The sequence below is a fragment of the Chryseobacterium polytrichastri genome, assembly GCF_900142445.1.
Classification (GTDB): Bacteria; Bacteroidota; Bacteroidia; order Flavobacteriales; family Weeksellaceae; genus Chryseobacterium; species Chryseobacterium polytrichastri.
In genome coordinates this window covers 15,376-35,489 of record NZ_FRAV01000011.1, presented here as the reverse complement: position 1 = coordinate 35,489, position 20,114 = coordinate 15,376, and the positions used below count along the sequence as shown (strand labels likewise).

Genomic DNA, 20,114 nt, shown 5'->3' with positions numbered 1-20,114 from the left:
ATCATGAAGAATACATTTTTTATTATATTATCCCTGTTGGCATTAACGTCTTGTGAAAAAGAGATCGACCTCGATCTGGACGATAAAAGCGGAAGCATCGTTATTGAAGGAAATATCACTGATCAGGCAGGACCTTATACCGTGAGAATCACAAAATCGGTGGCTTTTACTCAGAATAATCAATATCCTGCGATTGCAGATGCTCAGGTTGTTTTAAGTGATAACACAGGACAAACAGAAACTTTACATTATGTAGGTGACGGAAAATACCAGACGACTGCTTTTACGGCAGTAACAGGAAGAACCTACACGATGAAAGTACAGGCTGAAGGAAAACAATATACGGCGCAAAGTACGATGCCTGCTGTGGTAGCTTTTGAAGGACTTGCACAGGATTCATTTGTTTTTGGAGGTGTAACAACATATACGCTTCTACCTATTTTTACAGATCCTATAGCGTTAGGAAACCGCTATCTTTTTAGTTTTACGGTTAATAATAAACCTAAAAAAACATTTAATGTATTTTCAGACAATGTGAATAATGGATTACCTAATCAACGACCTTTATTCCTTCCTAACGATGACAGCGATAAGGCGGATGCTGTTAAAGTAGTGGTAGGAGATACCATTCACGTTGAAATGCAGAGTATTGATAATAATATCTTTACGTTCTACAGTGCGCTTCTTCAAATTATGGGAGACAATGGAGGTGGTGTGACGCCTTCCAATCCGCCAAGTAACATTAGCAATGGTGCTTTAGGATATTTCTCAGCGCATACTTCAAGCACAAAAGATTTTGTGATTCAGTAGAAAATATTTTTCTTCAATTCTTCTGAATTGAAAAGCACACATATAATAAAATCCTGACGAAAGTTGGGATTTTTTGTTTTTAAAAATAGGATAGGAATAGGTTGGACATTGAAGTTTTTAAACAAAATGAATAGCCAAAATGAAAGATTTACGATAAAATTAAAGTATAAAATTAATTCGGAACGATTGGTTTAAAATACATACATTTGCATCATGCCAAGGAATAAAGAATTTGACTATACAGAAAAACTAGAAGTAGTGCGTAACCTTTTTTGGGAAAAGGGCTATCATGCTACTTCCATGCATGATATTGTAGATGTTATGAAGCTCAATAGGAGCAGTATTTATGATACCTACGGCAATAAGCATGATTTGTTTTTAAAGTGCCTGTCAAATTATGCCGAGTTTAAAGAAAATCAATACACAAAAGCTGCGTCTATTGAAGGGCGAGGAATTGAAGTACTAGAATATATAATTCGTGATGTGGTAGACCAGACCTTAACGGATAATAAAGCCTGTCTTATTGTCAACACTATTTTTGAAATTGGCTCCAGCGATGATTCGGTGAAGCAACTTTTATTAAATACGGGAGCGTCTTTATACCAAATTTTAGAACATTCAATAGGGCAAGCTTTAGAAGACGGTGATATTAAAAGTTCAAGTCAGCCAGCAGTTATTTCGCGGTATATTTTAACTTCGTTCAGTGCTTTTTGGAGTCATTATATACTAACCCAGAATAAAAAAGAAGTCATGGAAATGGTCGATTTTTTAATGGAGCAAATTAAGAAATAAATTTTTTTGTCCTATTTTGGAACGATTGGTTTAATATAAAAAAATCAGAATCAAACAATTACAATAGAAATTTAAATAAAATGGAAAACAATAATGTATCTAAAGCTCAATCTTACTTTGAGTTAATTAATAACGGACAGTTTAATACCCAAGCTTTTGCTGACCTTTTCACAGAAGATGTTGAAATATATTATCCGAAGTTTGGCTATGCCAAAGGAATGGAAGGTATCGGCAGCTTTTCACAACATGTTAGAAAACTCATTAATGATCTTCATTTTGAGATGGATAAATTTACATACATCACCAACGAAAAGTATGTGATTGTTGAAGGCTCAGAAAAAGGGATTACCCGCACCGGAATTCCATTTCCTGATGGGATCGTTTCACATGGAAAGTTCTGTACGGTGTTTGAGTTTGAAAACAGCCGTATCAAAAGAATGCATTGTTATGTAGATCCTGACTTTGGTGGTGAAGATATTGAAAGAGCTCAATTACTCAATACAACAATAGAAGCATCTCAAAAAGAAGATATTGAAACGCAAACCAGAAATGTTGTAAACAATTTTTATGACATTCAGTTTGGAAGAACGGAAGGAAATCTCGAAGACTTATTTGCAGACGAAATAGACTGGGATTTGCCGGGAAATACGGAGAAATTTGAATGGGTGGGCAAGAGAACAAAAAAGAATCAGGTTGGAGAATTTTTTAAGTTACTGTATGCTAACGTAAAACCAGAAAAATTTGAGATTGATTTTATAGCGGTGAAAGGAGAAAATGCGACAGTAGTAGGAGAGTTATCTTCTAAAATATTAAAATATGACAAAGTGTTTACAACAGAATTTGTGGTTATTTTTAAAGTAGTGAATGGGAAAATTGTCAAATTCCATTTGTTAGAAGATGGCTATAAACTTAATGAGGAAATGAATTAGGGTATTTCCAAATATCCTAATGATAAAAGCAGCCTTCAAAAAATTGAAGGCTGCTTTCTGTAACAATATAAATAGTTCGGAACTAAAATCCGGATTCCATTACTTTTAACAATTCTGTCTGCTGAATAAGATCATTTTTACTGCTGATGAGATTGTAATTAGCCTGAAGCCAGCCATTTCGAACCACAAAAAAAGTGTAGGCATCCATCAATCCTTCCTTGTACTTTTCTTCAGATTTCTGAAATGACAGTTTTTGATTTTCAAAATTAGCATCCAATAGATTATACTTCTCCTGGGCGTTTAGAAATTGAGCTTTAATTGAATTAATACTTTTCGTAAGCGTATTAATAACCAGTTCTTTATCATAATTAGAATTAATGATATTCAGTTTGGCAATCTCTACATTGGTTTTTACCTGTAACTTGTTGAAAACAGGAATGCTAAGCCCAAAATTCAAAGATTGATTTTTATTTTGGGCTAACTGATCTGAGAAATTGGTTGCAGCAATATCATCTTTTCCTAATACTTTATTATAGAAACTCGACCAGCTATAACTTCCATTCAAAGTAGGCCAATAGCCTGATCTTGCAATATCCTTCTTTTTTTTCTGAGCATTGATTTCGGCGATAACCGATTGATACGCGGGATTTTTTTCTAATAAATTTTGAGTGAAATTCGGGTCCTTAAATTCTGTTTCTGATAAAATATTTTCTTCATTGATGACAAAATCTAGAGAATCCGAACGAAGAGCGAGCGCATTGAAAAGATTGATTTTAGATAAATCACGCTGATTCTTTGCAGACACCCACTGTTCCTGTAAAGTTCCCAGGTTAGCTTTGATATCGTACACATCACTTTTAGGTCGGCTCCCGATTTCTACTTCCTTTTCGGTTCGTTTGATCTGATCTTCAATTCCCGAAATTTGAGTTTGCAAAACATCCAGCCAGCTTCTGCTGTTTTGATAGGCAAAAAACATTTGAATAACATTGAGTTTCACCTCATTTTGAACCTGTTTTAGTTTGTAGGTACTTGTTTCTTTATTGAGTTTAGACAAAGAAATATTCAGGAAGTTTTTCCAGTTAACAAGCTCCCAATCTGCTCTTGCAGAAAACTGATCGTATTGGGTATTAAGCGTTTCTCTTTGGTTACTCGACTGATTAATGGAAGAACCAAAGCTGTAGCTATGATTTACGCCAGCTTCTACAGAAGGCAGCAGCATTCCTTTTGCACCTGTGATCAGTCTTTCATTCTTTGTAACGGTAACGGTTGCCTGCTTAATCAACGGATGATTGGCCGAAGCATAATCGAGACATTGTTGCAGGTTCCATGTTTGCTGTGCCGGAAAAAGGCCAACAAAAAATATGAAAATAAAATTTTTCATGAGTACGTTCTGATTTAAATAGGTGAGTTGGTTTAAACTGTTAAAAGGGTAACTACAAAAGGGACAAAAGCTCTTTGGAGATGTAATCATTAGAAAATAAAAGTTCTCAAAAAAATACTATTTCGACTCCGCTCAATACAATAAGATTTTAAAACTTATGTGATTTTATTTGCAGTCTGTGAGTCAACTTAAAACACTAATATGTTATCTTTTGTCTCTTTTGCGGTTAAAAACAATGAGGTCTATTATTCATATTTCAGATAGGTAACCAAGTTCACTTTTGTTGCTTTATAAGCTTTGATACTTACCACCGCAAACGTTAGAATAAGCAAGACACAGAAACTTACAATAAAAGGCCAGATCGGCATATCAATTCGGTAGGCAAAATCTTTCAGCCATTCATTCATCAGAAAATAAGAGATCGGGATGCTTATTAATACAGCAGCTATGGTGATCCATAAGAATTGAAGTGTTAATCCAAAAATCAAGGTTCCGTCTGAGGCGCCTAATGTTTTTCTGATGGCAACATCTTTTAGTTTCTGTTCTATCATTAAAGAAGAAAGTGCGAAAAGCCCCAATAAGGCTACCATCAACACCATGGCATTCAGAATGGTAAATAAAGTCTGCTGTTTCTGGTACTCTTCAAAAGTTTTGGCAAATTTCTGATTGATAAAATAATAGTTGAAAGGATAGCCAGGTTCTGCTTTGGTTCCCCAGAATTTTTTAATTCGATTGACGGTACCCTCAATATCATCAGGTTTTAATTTCACCTGAATATTGTATACATTGAACCTTATCCAATCTGTGTCTCTGTAATGAAAAAATATCATAGGTCCTACCTTGTATTTAAGATTCTTAATGTTGAAATCCTTAACAATTCCCACTATTTTATATTTTTTATTATCAAAGCCGGGCTGAAAACTACGTTGAAGAGTCTGTTCATCTGTCCATCCAAATTTTCTTACAAAAGCTTCGTTAACAATAGCATTGTTGATGGTATCAGAAGCTAATGCAGGATCCAGCCAACGTCCTTTATGTAGTTTAACACCCATAAATTGGAGATAGTTATAATCCATTGGTGCATTTTGAGCATTAATACTTTGCTCTTGGTAATCCATATTTGAAATACTGGAACGGACACTTGCTGCTACTGCTTCACAGTAAGAGATTGCCTCTACGCCTTCAATCTTTGAAAGTTCGGTTTTCAGCCTTTCATATTTCAGCCATGGTTTGGGATCGTTTTCACTAAAATTAATCACCATGACCTGCTTTCCGTTAAACCCAAGATCTTTGTTCATCATGTATTTTACCTGACTGTGGACAATCAGTCCACCAATAATAAAAAATGAAGAGATCATAAGCTGTAACGTAAGAATCCCGTTTCTAAGCCATATGCCGTGTTTACTTCTTGCGAAATTTCCTTTCAGTGTTTCAATCGCTTTAAAACTCGAAAGATAAAAGGCAGGAATTAATCCAGACAGTAAAGTCACAATCATGACCATTCCTAATGAATAGGCGTAAACATGCCAATCGTTCAGTTTTATTTCTTTATTGAAAAACTTATTGAAAGAGGGTAACAAGAGCTCAACTAGTGCCAGTGCGAGCAAATAGGATACGAGACAAATGATGAAAGTTTCCATAAAGAACTGTATCATCAACGAAGATCTTGTTCCTCCAATGGCTTTTCTCACACCTACTTCTTTGGCTCTCTGCGATGCTTCTGCCGTTTTCAGATTGATAAAATTAATAGCGGAAAGAATAACAATCAGAACAGATAATGTAAATAAGATCATGATCGTTTTAAAATCTCCCGTTGCAAACCAGGATAATTTGGTATGAAGTTTAAGACCTTCTAATGGGGTAAGTAACATATCATTAGGACCATATAAATCCATATATTGCTGTACTTGCATTCCTGATTCCTTAGCCCCGATTTCTGCTCTTAACTGTAAGATATCTCTTTTAAATTTTTCCTGAATCACCACAGGATCAGCTCCCTTTTTAAGCATAAAGAAACATCCAAAGTTATAAGTTCCCCAATTTTCTTTATCATTCTTCAGCTGTTGGGCAGCCATGATAACGAATTCAGGTTTAATCTGGCTGTTTCCTTCCGGAAGCTCATACACTGCGGTAACAATATAATTTTTATTATTAAATTTTACAGATTCTCCAGCAGCATTGGTTGTCCCAAATAATTTCTTAGCCGTCTGTTTAGAAATAGCAATGGAAGTATCTGTTTTTAAAGCATCTTTTGCTGACCCTGAAATAATAGTAAAAGGAAAAAAATTAAAAAAGGTTTCCGATGCCATAAAGCCATTTTCCTGAAAAACAGTTGTATGCTTTGTTGTCATTTTATATGCTGCATCAGGTTGACTAAAAAGAACATAGTCTTGTATTTCTGGAATTTTTTTCACGGCAGTATACGCCATGGGATAAGAAATATTTACGCCATACGATTTCTCTTTTGTATGATAGGTTTGAAATGCATAGATCTGATCTTTCTTTGGGTTCCATTTTTCGTAGGATTCTTCGTCATTCCAATGCATGAGAATCAGCATAAATCCGGTAAGACCTATGGTGAGACCAAACAGATTGATAAGGGTAGACAATCCGTTTTTTTTATAATTGATGAAAGCTATTTTGAGCCAGTTAGTGAGCATAATTGTAGTGTTGTAATTAATGATAATTGATGAAATCGTCTTGATTTATTCAAAATCTTTAGCATCTGCTTTTGCAAATACATCCTTTCTTTGGGAAGCGTGTTCTTCATTAAAGATTTCGCCATCTTTCATATTGATAATTCTGGATGCATATCCGGCATCGTATGAAGAGTGTGTTACCATTACAATGGTTGATCCTTCTCTGTGAAGTTCTGCGAGAAGATTCATCACTTCATTTCCGTTGTTGCTGTCGAGATTTCCTGTCGGCTCATCGGCAAGAATCAGTTTCGGTTTTGTCACCAATGCTCTTGCGACGGCTGCTCTCTGTTGCTGTCCTCCTGAAAGTTGCTGTGGATAATGCTTGGCACGGTGAGCGATATTGATTTTTTCCATGATCTCCTCAACTTTCTTTTTTCTTTCGGAAGAAGAAACGCCGTTGTAAATTAAAGGCAGTTCGATGTTTTCATAGACGGTCAGTTCATCGATCAGATTAAAATTCTGGAAAATAAAACCGATGTTCTTTTTACGGACATCAGATTTTTTTCTTTCGCTTAATCCTATCATTTCTACTTTTTCAAATTGGTATGAACCTGCAGAAGCGGAATCGAGGAGTCCGAGAATATTTAGAAAAGTAGATTTTCCGCAACCTGAAGGTCCCATTATCGCTAGAAATTCACCTTCTTTGATGTTGAGGCTCACTTCGTTTAACGCATGAGTCTGTACATCTTCTGATTTATATATTTTTGAAAGAGTTTGTATATTGATCATTGTTTGGTCTGTTTAATGGTTTTGTTTATTAAGTTGATAATAGCTTTTTAAAGCTGCGTATAATAAAAGATTAAAATTATTCATCTTTTACTTTTTAATCGTCAGGATCTCATATTTTTTTAAATCCGAATAATCTGAAGTAATAACGGTCTCTCCGGCCTTCAGTCCTGAGGTTATTTCATAATAAAGCGGGTTTTCTCTTCCCAAACTGATGGTTCTTTTTTCGGCTTTATTTCCTTTCACTACAAAGATCCATTTTCCGTTGGTGTCTTTGTAGAAATTTCCTTTGGGAATCATCGTACTTTGGGTATCTGCCGAAAGCTTTAGTTTGACCCCGAAAGTCATTCCTATTTTCAAGTTTTCAGATTTTTTATCTACAAAATTAAGCTCAGCTAAAAACTGTCCGTCTTTTACTTCGGGAAGAATTTTGGTAATGATTACTTGGTAGGGTTTGCTGTCGTTGTCCAAAATTCCTTTGATGCCGTTTTGGAGCTTGTTGATGTAGTATTCATCTACTTTAGCGACCAGTTTATAGCCATCCATTAAATCTATCTTTCCGATGCTTTGTCCACTTGTTAGATTTTGTCCAACCGAAATGGTAAATGACGAAAGTCTTCCGGAGGCCGGAGCGGTGATGAGAAAGTTATTTTTATTGGAGCGTAAGATCTGAAGACTTTTTTCCATTTGTCCAATAGATCCGTTAATCGCCGACATCTGTGCATTCCTGGAATTCTTCTCATTAGAAAATCCTTTTTCTACAATAGATTTCCGCTGTTTTTGATAGGTGAGATTCTGCATGCTGATGTCATAATCAGTTTTTTTTCCAATCTCGGCATCATACAAACGTTTTTGAAGATTAAAGCTTTGTAATGCCGTGTTGTAATCGTTTTGTGACTGTAGCAGTTCTTTATCCTGCGCCAATTCTTGATTTTTCAGTTCAAGAAGAGTACTTCTCATCTGGCTGATCTGCTGCATGATCCCCGTTTCCTGATTCATATAATTGAATTCGGTATTGGGATTGTAAACCCTTGCAATAGGCTGGCCTTTGGTTAGCATTTGCCCATCTTCTGCAAAAATTTCTTTAACAGCTCCGCCTTCCAGAACATTCACTAAAGAAGAATTAAGAGATTGGGTCTGTGCATTTACCATCAGCATGTCTTCAAAATTTCCACGGGTCACAAGATCCATCTGGATGTCTTCTGCTGAAACATTATAGGTCTTTTTCTGATTGGTAATATAAGCACCAGACAATGCCAGTACCGCTATGAGTCCAAATCCGCCTACAACAAATTTTAGTTTTGATTTCTTTTTTACTATTTTCGTATCCATATTAGAGATAACTCATTTTATTACAGTTGATTACACAATACGGATGCCAGAAGAATACAATCGCATAAGTGCTTGAAAATCTGGAGAAGTCTTATTGATAAGAAATTTGGAGTGTTCATTATCGAACACTTTCTGTACGGAAATGAACACTTTAATACTTATTTTTAATGAATAAAATAATAAGTCTGTTTAAACAAGTTTAATACATCCATAAAAACAACAACATGCGTAAAAAAGAAGCTCATATTTTAATTGTAGATGACGACGAAGATATTTTATTTTCTGCAAGGGTTTGGCTGAAGAAGTTTTTCTCGGAGGTCAGCTGTCTCAGCAAGCCTGCTCAGATTATGAAGTTTATGACTGAAAATCAGGTTGATGTCGTGGTATTGGATATGAATTTCAGAAAAGGGTTTGAAAGTGGCCAGGACGGTTTGTATTGGATGAATGAAATTAAAACGCTTGAACCTCATCTTCCTATTATTCTGATGACAGCTTACGGTGAAGTAGAATTGGCGGTAGAAGCGTTAAAAAATGGGGCTTCGGATTTTATTTTGAAACCTTGGAATAATGAAAAACTATACGCTTCGGTAAACCTTGCAGTAGATATTTCCAGAAAAAACAGAAAGCTCAGCCAATGGGAAAATGTAAACCAAAAGAATAATCAATATCAGTTGGAGAGCCACTCCAAGAAAATGCAGGAAGTGCTGGAGCAGATCAGAAGAGTAGCGCCCACCGATGCAAACGTATTATTGTTAGGCGAAAACGGAACCGGAAAATATGTATTAGCAGAATCCATCCACGAGCAATCGGAAAGGAAAAATGAACCGTTTGTACATATTGATTTGGGGAGTATTTCAGAAAGTCTTTTTGAGGCAGAATTGTTTGGTTATAAAAAAGGAGCATTTACCGATGCAAATCAGGATTACTCAGGAAAGATAGAAAATGCACAGAATGGAACGGTATTTTTAGATGAGATCGGAAACCTGCCGCTTCAACTTCAAACCAAATTATTAAGCCTGATTCAAAACAGAAAATTATCGAGGCTAGGAGAGTCTAAAGAACGGTTGTTGGATGTCCGTTTTATTTTTGCCACGAATGAGAACCTTAAAAAAGCGGTGGCTGAGAATCGGTTTCGCCAGGATTTATATTACAGAATCAATACGGTGGAAATTCAGATTCCTGCTTTAAGGGAAAGACAGGAAGATATTGGGTTGTTAGCTCATTATTTTCTGGATCGCTATAAACAGAAATACCATCAACCCAACCTTGAACTCACGGATGATTTATTGTTGACTTTAAAAAATTATCCATGGCCGGGAAATATCCGTGAACTGGATCATTGTCTCGAAAGAAGTGTTATTTTATCTAATGACAACAAGTTACAATTGTTGATGCCTCAGATTGAAGAACACGAAAGCACCATTGTGAATCTCAATATTGAAGAAATGGAAGAAGTCTTGATCAAAAAAGCACTGAAAAAGCATACCGGAAATATTTCTTTAGCAGCAGAAGACTTGGGATTGTCCCGCGCTGCGTTGTACAGAAGAATGGAGAAATTTGGATTGTAAATAGGGTAGATTTTAGACTTTTAATCATAATGTTGAGACTGTGGGTGTTATATTTGAAAATGAACTTGAAGTTTTTAACCATTAAGAGAAATTTAGTTATTAAGGAAGGTTAAGAGAAAAATCCATGGATTTTTTAAGTGCATTGGCTTAAAGCGAAGCTAAAAACTTAATATTCTAAAACTCTTAAAGTACTTCTTAATGGTAAAAAATTAAATGATAAAATTGGAATTTTTTTTAATGTAAGCAGACTCAAAGATTAAAAAATCCAATCATTTCATTGTTATTATTTAGTATCAACAAAATAGAAGAAAAATCATGATCAGAAATAAATATGCGTGGCTGATGTACAGCATCTTGGCAATCGCAAGTGGAATTATCGGGTATCACTTTTTTTTAGAACAGAAATGGATCAATGCGATTCTTTTTGCAGCGGTCATGGTTGTTTTTGTGGCGTTAATTAATTCAGCCTCTGCTTATGAAATTTCAAAAGCGGAAAAGATCATTTCATCCATCCGAAGAAAAGATTTTTCATTATATCCAAAAGAAGAAGGGGCTGAACTTCTGGACAGCAGCATTGGTCTTTACTATCAAAGTAAGGAAGAGCAGTTTTCTTTATCTTCCTACAAATTGCTGTACGAAAGCATCCTGGATCATATGGAAACAGGCTTGATGATCCTCAGCGAAAGAGAGGGAAACTGGGACGTATTTTACGTAAATAATGCTTTTTTGGATATTCTGCAGGTTCCGAAATATAATGTATGGCAAATGTATGAATCAAAGGTTCCTGAGTTTTATAAAATCATTGAAGATACAGGATATCGCAGCTCTCAGGAGTTTTTTGATGTATCTATCCGTGGAAATTCTACACAGTCTTTTTCTCTCAGAACTAAAAAAGTGAAAAGTACACAACATCAATTTTTCATTATCACGATGGAATCTTTGCAGAAAATTATTGAACAGAAAGAAAAACTGGCTTGGAATAATTTAATGAAAGTAATTTCTCACGAGCTTTTGAATACGCTAACTCCCGTGAACAGCCTCATCCAGAATCTTGAATACATCAGCAATCAGGAAACGATAGACAAGGAAGACCAACAGGAAATGAAGGAAAGTTTGATGATCATCAATTCTAAATCTAAGCAATTGTTGCATTTTGTAGACGATTATCGTCAGGTAGCAGAACTTCCTAAACCTGTACTTGCTGCTGTATCTCTTAAAAAAACGATTGAATCTGCTGTGAGTTTTCTAAAAACTGAATTTGAAAAACAAGATATTCTGATGGTGTTGGAAATAGAAGATTTTATGGTTTCTGCGGATGAAAAAATGATTGAGCGAAGCCTTATCAACCTTTATCTGAATGCCATTTTTGCGGTTTCTGAAAAAGAAAAAAAGATCATCAAAACTACCGTAACCTCTCATAACAACAGAATTATTGTAAGTATTACTGACAACGGTTCAGGGATTACTTCGGAAATTAGAGATAAAATTTTTCTTCCGTTTTTTACGACCAGAGCCAATGGTTCCGGAATTGGATTAACATTAACCAAAAGTATTATGGAAGCACATGGCGGATATCTCAATTACCAAGGGTTGGAAGAGGGGAGCAGTTTTGAATTGTGGTTCTTGAAATAGACTGAGAGTATTAAGGTTGAAAGGCTGAAAGAAGGAAGCTGGGAGATGCTGTTGACCTTTATAACTTCCTTCTTCTAACTTTCAGTTTCTTTTCAAATCGATCATTATTTTCTTAAGAGTTCTAACTCCAATACTTTATCCAGTGCTTGGTCTTTAAAGACTTCATTAGGGTAAAAGCTGTTATTAAAATCAGGATGCTTTCTGGGGTAATTCATTTCTATATTAACAGGAATTCCGGTTGCTTCGTAGGCTTTTCCTTTGTTATCGGTATAGATCTCGTTGGAAAGGCTGAATTCCCAACCATTAGGAAGTTCTTTCCAAAGAATCTCTGAGAATATGCCTGAGGTTCTGCTTCCAACGCGGGTAATATGGGGATACTCCAGCGTGGCAAGAGCAAAGATTTCTGCAGCGCTTGCGGTGTTGGGACCGAGAAGCAAATATACGGGTTGGTCGTAGCCTTTTTCCACAGGATACAGTGTGTAATCTTGCTTCGGAGTAAACCCTGAACTGGTTTTTGCAGTAATGGAAATGACTTTCTTTTTAGATTTTACAAAATAGCTTAACAGTTTTAAAGCAACCGTTTCATAACCTCCGCCATTAAAACGAAGATCAATGACCATAGAAGTGGAGCCCTCTAAATCATGGAGAACGGTTTTCATAATCTTTTCTGTTCCTGCTATTTCATCGTCAAACATTTGTTGAGGAGGTTTAGCTTCACTTATTTTATCGTACAATGCTCTGAATTCTTTTGAATTCTGCTGTTCTTCGGGAATATAATTGGCAAAATTATTCATATCGGAAATGATGATATAGCCCACTTTGCTGTCCTTTAAAAATCCCCATTGCAGAACACCTCCATTATATGATTTTAATTCTTTGATGTAGGTGTTTTTTAAATCTGATAATAATGCTTGTCTTAAATGTACAGTTCCTGTTGCGATTGCTATTGGTGCTGGTTTTTCCTTTAAATCATCAGGAAGATCAAGTCGGATATGTCCGTCTTTCATTTTTCCTACAATCTCTTTTAAAATTCCTGCAAATTCTTTATCGGTTTTAGCATTTTGAACTAATGGAAAATATTCATCATAGATGGCTTTCCAATCAATTTTCCGCTCTTTGAAAAAGGCATAATTATTTTGAAACGTTTCCCAGAATACTTGAAAGTTCTTAGGATAGGATAGTTCCTTTCTTGCTTCTCTTGTACAGTTGGCGGGCAGTTGGTCAAGAGCGGTGAAATTATAATGAACGATTCCGCCAGGGTTGACGATCAGCGCTCCTTTTTTCAGAGAAACCATTTTGAAACGGTCCTTAAAAACACCATCTATCATTGGTTTGCACGTAACACTATTGATATTGTAATAGGAATAGGTGGAATCTTTTATCGTTAAAATCCGGTCATAGCCCTGCTGTAGCCAGACGGTATTGGATAATGATTTCGGAATCTCTTGGGCTGTTGCCGCACCTCCTGACAAAGCAAAGCTCAGTGAGAAGAAAATGTTTTTAGTATTCATAGGTTACTTAAAAGACAATTGGACGGACTTGGATGTTACATGTATTTTTAAATAATTAGCCCTAATCTAGATTTTGATTGATTATTTCAATAGTACAACTTTACTGACAGACTGTTGTCACAACTCTCTATTACTTTTGCTTAAAATTATATAAATTATCAATAACCAACCCTATGAAACTAACCTCCTTAAGAATTATTACGAAAGACATCAAACCATGCGTTGAATTTTATGAAAAAGCTATTGGATTAACAGCGCAATGGTTTACAGAAGATTTTGCGGAACTTTCTACAGGCACCATCACGATTGCAATAGGAAGCGTCCGTACCATGAAGTTATTCGGTGACAATCTAACAGAATCAGCCGGTACCAAAAATACAATTATAGAATTTCGGGTTGCCAATGTGGATGAAGAATATGAAAGAATTAAACAAATTACCACCGATATTATTCAAGAGCCTACGACAATGCCTTGGGGAAATCGCTCGCTGTTATTTTCAGATCCTGATGGGAATTTAATTAACTTTTTTACGCCTGTGAGTGTGGAGGCGATTGAGAAGTTTAGTTAGACTGGCTGTTTTTAGATGTAAATAAACCTACTGCTTTGTTGGAAGTGGTAGGTTTTAGTTTTTGTGACGTTATTAATTCTGTATATTTGAAAGTAAGGAAATTGCTTTTCTTTATAGAACGAATCTAACCATACAATTTATTCACTCATGAAACCTGAAATAAAGAAATGCGATGAATGTGAGAGTTATTATTTTGTAGCTAAATCTCCAATGGCAAGTCTATGTCCTGAATGTGCTCACATTCTTTATAATTATCCAAACTGTTCTCACATTTTCGAAAATAATCGTTGTATTATATGCTATTGGGATGGGAAAAATAGTGGGTATATTGAAAGCTTAAAAAAAGGAAAATAAGGATTTGCTTCTGTAATATTTTCTTTTCTTCTGTCATTTCGAAGGTAGGCGAAATTTGCTTTTATAAGGATATTTGAATATGCTTGAGTATAGTAGAATGAAAATGTAAGCTCAGTTAAGCTTAAAGAGATAAAATACCTTTATTATTTACAAAGCCTTTTTATTCTACTATTCAATGAATCAATTTGATTTTGCAATTGTTCTTTTTGGTTGCTGCCCTTCTCTCAATCCAAGTAATTAACAATGCCTAGACTGGCTGAAATAACAATACTACTAACGGATATTAGAGAAGTAACAATTTGGTGTGATGCCTAATAATAAGAATTTTCACTGTAGGAGTGAAAATAGAAATAAGATAGTTCCACAATCTTAGAGTGCAAAGGAATATTTTCTAAATATTCCATAAACTCAGTTTTAAAAGCTATAAAATATAGCTCAATTTATTTTGTTATAGTATCATAGTGATAATACTGCACAGGCATTATCATTAAAATAGAACAGACAGGATTTAATACCTGTACGAATAAGTTTTATCAGGGATCTTGCACGTTACTGCTTCACACACCATAAGGTTAATGCTAAGTGTGTACCCTTAAGACTTTATACTTACCCACCCTAACCCGAGTAGCTTATTCTAATCTCTTTAGCGTCTATCTTCCGCCACTGTTCTTTACAAATATAATGATTATTTCACAAACGTTTTATTTTTCTCTTATAACATTATAAAGCCATCTTCCTCAACGCCTCCATCGCTTTTCCAGCATCCTCTTTTCCTACAAAAATATGATCATGAAAATAAGCGGCAACCACATTGCAGCTTATATTTTCTTGCTTTAAGGCATTGGCAAAAGCGGCGGTTAATCCTACCGCTTCCAGTGAAGAATGTATGTTAAGGGTAATCCAAGAAGAGATATAAGTGTATTCAAAATTCCATTCATCGGCAACCGATTTTTCTAAAACGATTGTCATTGCTTCGGTCTCGCGAAAGAAAAACAATAGCTTTTCCATATTGGGAATTTGGTTGAGGTTTTCTACGGTACAGAAAACATAGTCTCCTGAATTCAAGACAGGCTCCATATTTTGGAGGAGTAGGGCTAAATCTTTTTCTCCTGACATCTTTTTTTTCTACAAAACTAGAGTTTATGTTTCGGGAACTATTTATCAATTGATAAAAAATAGATTTTTTTCCTGTCACTGAGAGATTGCTTCGTTCCTCGCAATGACAGAAAATAAACGACCTAGGAAATGGAGGCGTTAAGAAAATAAGCTATGCGAACGTTAAGAAAATTCTACTGTTTGAGTGCGTGACAAATGTACTACCGAAGAACTCATATTGCTATCGCGCGAGTTTTAGAATTTTTAGAGAGCATAGATTATTTTTAGTCGGAGTTTCCAAGTCTTGAACTTTTGGTTCTTTTGCTTCAAGGCAAAACGAACAAAATAAAAATAGATAAGCTATTGTAAACCAAAGGTGAAGTAATCTCAATATAATAGTAAAGATTATTTCATTTTTTTAGAAGTAAGAAAGCTGTTTTAATATACTTTTTGATTTTTCCTTTCAACCGTTGAGGTCCTTCCAGGATGACAAACTGGGTGTTAGAGTTTGTGGGAGATTGCTTCGTTCCTCGCAATGGCAGAAAATAAGCGACCTAGGAAATGGAGGCGTTAATAAAATAAGCTATGCGAACGTTAAGAAAATTCTACTGTTTGAGTGCGTGACGAATGTACAACCGAAGCACTTATGTTGCTATCGCACGAGTTTTAGAATTTTTAGAGAGCATAGATTATTTTTAGCCGGAGTTTCCAAGTCTTGAACTTTTGGTTCTTTTGCTTCAAGGCAAAACGAACAAAAAAATAAAATAGAGAAGTTCTTGTAAACCAAAGGTGAAGCAATCTCAATATAATAGTAAAGATTATTGCATTTTTAATAAGTTTTTTAGGTTTCCCTTTCAACCGTTGAGATCCTTTCAGGATGACAAACTTTGTGTTATATCTTGTGGATTAAATGTTTCTTATAAGAGATTACTTCGTTCCTCGCAATGACAGAAAATAAACGACCTAGGAAATGGAGGCGTTAAGAAAATAAGCTATGCGAACGTTAAGAAAATTCTACTGTTTGAGTGCGTGACAAATGTACTACCGAAGAACTTATATTGCTATCGCACGAGTTTTAGAATTTTTAGAGAGCATAGATTATTTTTAGCCGGAGTTTCCAAGTCTTGAACTTTTGGTTCTTTTGCTTCAAGGCAAAACGAACAAAAAAATAAAATAGAGAAGTGATTGCAAACCAAAGGTGAAGTAATCTCAATATAATAGCAAGGATTATTTCATTTTTCTAAAACGAACAAAGCAGTCTTAATACGCTTTTTAGATTTTTCCTTTCAACTGTTGAGATCCTTACAGGATGACAAACTGGGTGTTAAGTTTTGATTAAATGTTTCTTATAAGAGATTGCTTCGTCACTTCGTTTCTCGCAATGACTGTGATGAAGCTGTTTACAAAGGATTAAAGTAAAGCAGATTAAAAAAGCACTATTAAATATACAGACTTGTATATTTAATAATTATATTTGCATCATGAAAAAACAAAGAGGTCAAACAGTGACCGATAAAATAATAGATACAGCCGAAAAACTTTTTTATAATCAAGGCTATAATCTGACGGGGATAAACCAAGTGATAGCAGAAGCTGATATTGCTAAAGCATCTTTATACAAACATTTTGAATCTAAGGCAGACTTGCTGTTGGCGTATATCCAACGCTTTCACCAAGAGTGGCTGGAACGGATTGAAGCAAGAATTAATAAAGAACCAGATCCTAAACAGAAACTGCTGACGATTTTTGATCATATGAGTGAGCGTCAATTATCCCGTGAATATCAAGGCTGTGCTTTTGTAAAGGCTAATAATGAGGCAGGACAGAATGATGAGCGAGTGTTGGCTGAAATTCAAAATGCGAAGAGAGACTTTAAAGCGCTTATTGAAAAACTAGTCATCAATTCAGGACATAAAAAGATGCTGACGGATCAAGAACTCACCGAAATGATATTCCTTATGACAGAAGGCGGCATTGTTGCTGCATCCATTTTTAAACAGGGCGAAGATCTTCAGTCTGCAAAAAAAATCATTGAAAAACTGATTTAAATGAACGAGATTAAAAATAAATGGCTGGAGCTTATTATTGTACTTTCGGCGCCATTGCTTTCTGTGATTGATGTATTTATTATCAATATTGCGATTCCGTCCATTAAAACAGGAGTTCACGCCACTGATGCTGAGGTTCAGTTGGTGATTGCCGGATATTTGTTGGGATATGCAGCTTTTCTGATTACCGGAGGTAGGGCAGGCGATCATTTTGGACGCAAAAAAGTATTCTTCTGGGGAATGTTTGCTTTTACGATTGCCTCATGTTTGTGTGGATTATCAATGACTCCGTTTCAGCTTAACCTTACCCGATTTCTACAAGGATTAAGTGCCTCATTTATGGTTCCCCAAACGATTGCTTTTATTCAAATCCTTTTTACCGATAAAAAAGAAAGAGCGAAAGCGGTGGGTCTATTCGGAATTACGTTAGGAATTGCTGCTATTATCGGGCAGGTGTTGGGAGGTTATTTATCAGATACCCATTGGGCAATTGCAGGATGGAGACTTATTTTCTTTATCAACCTTCCCATTGGAATGGTTACTTTGTGGGCTACTCATCGTTATGTAACTGAAACAAAAGGCAATCATGGGAGCAAGTTTGATTATGTAGGTGTGTTGATTTTAACATTGGCTTTAGTATGTCTAATTTATCCTTTAACACAAGGTCGGGAAGCAGGCTGGCCATGGTGGAGTATCTTAATGATTATCCTGTCATTGTTTCTGTTTGTCTATTTTATGTATGATCAAAAAAAGAAATTGCTCACCAATAAAAATCCACTTATTGATGTCCGTTTATTTGAGATCAAGGATTTCAATATTGGATTAATCGCTGTACTGTTCCATTTTATGCTGCATACTTCATATTTACTTCTCAGCGCAGTATATCTACAAAATGGATTGAAGGTTTCAGCTTTACTCAGCGGACTTTATTTTATTTTCCCTGGGATTCTATTTATTTTTTCTTCCCTGATTGCTTCAAAACTTATCGTTCGGTTTGGAAAGAAAGTATTGCAGGTTGGTGTTATCCTTTTAGCCATAAGCTTTTTGCTTCAGGTTCAATTATGGAAACCCGGAGTAGATCGCTGGATCATTATTGTATTAATGGGAGTTTGGGGCTTAGGAAACGGATTGGTATTACCCTCCTTATTAAATATCGTACTTAAAAGTGTACCCGCTGAACATGCCGGAGCTGCCGCAGGGATTTATTCTACTTTTCAACAGACTGCATCAGCATTAGGAATCAGTATTATTGGAGGGATATTTTTCTATTTTTCCCAGGAAAGCTGGCAAATTGCTTATAAAGCTGGGGTTATAGCGATATTAATTTGTGTGCTTCTTGTAGGAATTATGCTTTATATATTGCCGGAAGAGAAGAACTTGGAGCAAAAACAGAAATAATGAACTTTTATTTTAGCCACAAAAGTGATCAAGAACTTTTAAATCATTTATACATTCTTATAAATTATAAAAGGACAAATCACTGATTTGTCCTTTCTTGTTTTTATTAATCGTATTTTATTGATATTGTTCAACTTTTGCTTTAGGTCTGTATTTTTTATCCAGCTCACGAACAAGATCCATTGTTGTGGATGATAAAACATACGCATTCTTATCTTTTTTCGACGCTTTATCGTAGAGATAAATAAATTGAAAAGGATCTTCAATATGTTTAACGAGTTCTTTTTTATAGCCTGCTTTATAGATAATGTCAGACATATAACATCCCGGAACATGGCCACTGGTATTCCCAATATTAATCAGCTTATTCATTTTTAATGAAGATCGGTTTAATGGTTTTACAGATAATAGAGAATCAATATTTTTAATGACTTTGGCTCCGTCTGCAATAAATTCTGCACGTGTTTCTCTCTGAAATTCTAATAACTTCACCGCATCTTTGCCTTCATATATTTTATCTGTTAAATCTGCACTGCCCTCATTTAGGATTTTTTGAAGCAAATTGACAATCACGGCATCTTGATTTTCCACTTCAAACATAAGTTGAGGTCTCAATACATGATGAAACTCGTGACCTCCCATAGCACCCATCTTATTGGCATCATGAAAATAGGCTGCCATAAGAGAATACATCATCCAGCTGCTTTCTATATGAGCATCATTGTGTATAGGAATGATGGTAACCTTATAATTGGGAGCTTTTTTTTGATATTTCTTAGGAAGCATTTGATACGTGTATTGATAGCAAGTTTCAAAATAGCTTTTAGGATCTTTTTTAATATCAGTGAGGTATTTTTTCATTTGATCTTCGTTCACCTTATACTCATTCACAATATAAAGCCACCAATTTTTCATAGGGTCTTTTAGTTTTTCCTGTAAGAGGGCATTATTTTTGGGCATGTAGGCGATTTCCATGTTTTTCCTGTAATTATCGATGTACGCACTGTCGACACCCTGATCTTTCAGATATACCTGTATCGCATCATTTTTTAAAAACTGGTTCCATGTTTTTTTGTCGAGCGGTTTGTTATTTTTTAAGTCTTGAGTGATTTTAAAATATTCCCAGCAAGAGGTATCATCAAAGGTTTGAGAATATACCATCTGAGAGGATAGAAATGTAAATAAGGTAAATATTATTTGTTTAATCATGGGTTTGTTTTTAATGAAAATTATTTGGTTAAAGTACAATAAAGTACTGTTAGTATAGTGA

The 20,114-nt window shown here is 35.3% G+C and carries 15 protein-coding genes; 8 read left to right on the top strand and 7 right to left on the bottom strand.

All coding sequences use genetic code 11. From position 1 onward, the window contains the following. The first annotated feature begins 3 nt into the window (after positions 1–3). From BUB80_RS08800 to BUB80_RS08790, 3 genes are all read left to right on the top strand, one after another. Positions 4–810, top strand: a complete 807-nt coding sequence (locus BUB80_RS08800; protein WP_073292565.1) for a DUF4249 domain-containing protein — start codon at positions 4–6, stop codon at positions 808–810. Positions 811–1,023: 213 nt separating this feature from the next. Next, positions 1,024–1,602, top strand: coding sequence for a TetR/AcrR family transcriptional regulator (locus BUB80_RS08795; protein ID WP_073292564.1), 579 nt, complete (start codon positions 1,024–1,026; stop codon positions 1,600–1,602). Positions 1,603–1,682: 80 nt separating this feature from the next. After that, positions 1,683–2,531: a nuclear transport factor 2 family protein gene (locus BUB80_RS08790; protein WP_083547122.1), complete on the top strand. Its 849-nt coding sequence runs from the start codon at positions 1,683–1,685 to the stop codon at positions 2,529–2,531. Positions 2,532–2,613: 82 nt separating this feature from the next. Here BUB80_RS08790 and BUB80_RS08785 read toward each other — a convergent pair whose 3' ends face one another. The 4 genes from BUB80_RS08785 to BUB80_RS08770 form a co-directional block, all read right to left on the bottom strand. After that, positions 2,614–3,912, bottom strand: coding sequence for a TolC family protein (locus tag BUB80_RS08785; RefSeq protein ID WP_073292562.1), 1,299 nt, complete (start codon positions 3,910–3,912; stop codon positions 2,614–2,616). 245 nt (positions 3,913–4,157) lie between these two features. Then, a complete protein-coding gene (locus BUB80_RS08780; protein WP_073292561.1) occupies positions 4,158–6,572 on the bottom strand; it encodes an ABC transporter permease in 2,415 nt (804 codons plus the stop codon). A gap of 45 nt (positions 6,573–6,617) precedes the next feature. Continuing rightward, positions 6,618–7,340: an ABC transporter ATP-binding protein gene (locus tag BUB80_RS08775; protein ID WP_073292560.1), complete on the bottom strand. Its 723-nt coding sequence runs from the start codon at positions 7,338–7,340 to the stop codon at positions 6,618–6,620. 87 nt (positions 7,341–7,427) lie between these two features. Further along, positions 7,428–8,669 (bottom strand): efflux RND transporter periplasmic adaptor subunit, encoded by a 1,242-nt coding sequence (locus BUB80_RS08770; protein WP_073292559.1) that lies wholly within the window; start codon positions 8,667–8,669, stop codon positions 7,428–7,430. Positions 8,670–8,893: 224 nt separating this feature from the next. Between BUB80_RS08770 and BUB80_RS08765 the strand changes: the two genes are divergently transcribed. Together BUB80_RS08765 and BUB80_RS08760 are read left to right on the top strand one after the other, a co-directional pair. Then, entirely contained in the window at positions 8,894–10,237 is a 1,344-nt protein-coding gene (locus tag BUB80_RS08765; RefSeq protein ID WP_073292558.1) for a sigma-54-dependent transcriptional regulator, read from the top strand. Positions 10,238–10,552: 315 nt separating this feature from the next. Next, complete coding sequence (locus tag BUB80_RS08760) at positions 10,553–11,869, top strand: sensor histidine kinase (protein WP_139262625.1); 1,317 nt, start codon at positions 10,553–10,555, stop codon at positions 11,867–11,869. 104 nt (positions 11,870–11,973) lie between these two features. On the opposite strand, the gene BUB80_RS08755 is transcribed toward BUB80_RS08760, so the two are convergent. After that, positions 11,974–13,380 carry a S41 family peptidase gene (locus BUB80_RS08755; protein ID WP_073292557.1) on the bottom strand — a complete coding sequence of 469 codons (1,407 nt, stop codon included), beginning with the start codon at positions 13,378–13,380 and terminating at the stop codon, positions 11,974–11,976. A gap of 173 nt (positions 13,381–13,553) precedes the next feature. On the opposite strand from BUB80_RS08755, the gene BUB80_RS08750 reads away from it, so the two are divergent. After that, a complete protein-coding gene (locus BUB80_RS08750) occupies positions 13,554–13,949 on the top strand; it encodes a VOC family protein (protein WP_073292556.1) in 396 nt (131 codons plus the stop codon). 1,074 nt (positions 13,950–15,023) lie between these two features. Here the strand turns inward: BUB80_RS08750 and BUB80_RS08740 are convergent. Beyond that, on the bottom strand, positions 15,024–15,419 hold the full coding sequence (locus BUB80_RS08740; protein WP_073292554.1) for an ACT domain-containing protein: 396 nt from the start codon (positions 15,417–15,419) through the stop codon (positions 15,024–15,026). Between the two features lie 1,460 nt (positions 15,420–16,879). Here BUB80_RS08740 and BUB80_RS08735 point away from each other — a divergent pair. Both BUB80_RS08735 and BUB80_RS08730 read left to right on the top strand, forming a co-directional pair. After that, positions 16,880–17,446: a TetR/AcrR family transcriptional regulator gene (locus BUB80_RS08735; RefSeq protein WP_073292553.1), complete on the top strand. Its 567-nt coding sequence runs from the start codon at positions 16,880–16,882 to the stop codon at positions 17,444–17,446. After that, the gene (locus BUB80_RS08730; RefSeq protein ID WP_073292552.1) at positions 17,447–18,844 is read left to right on the top strand and encodes an MFS transporter; all 1,398 of its coding nucleotides are present in this window, start codon (positions 17,447–17,449) and stop codon (positions 18,842–18,844) included. It abuts the gene before it with no gap. 117 nt (positions 18,845–18,961) lie between these two features. On the opposite strand, the gene BUB80_RS08725 is transcribed toward BUB80_RS08730, so the two are convergent. Further along, positions 18,962–20,053, bottom strand: coding sequence for a DUF5700 domain-containing putative Zn-dependent protease (locus BUB80_RS08725; protein WP_139262623.1), 1,092 nt, complete (start codon positions 20,051–20,053; stop codon positions 18,962–18,964). Positions 20,054–20,114 lie beyond the last annotated feature (61 nt).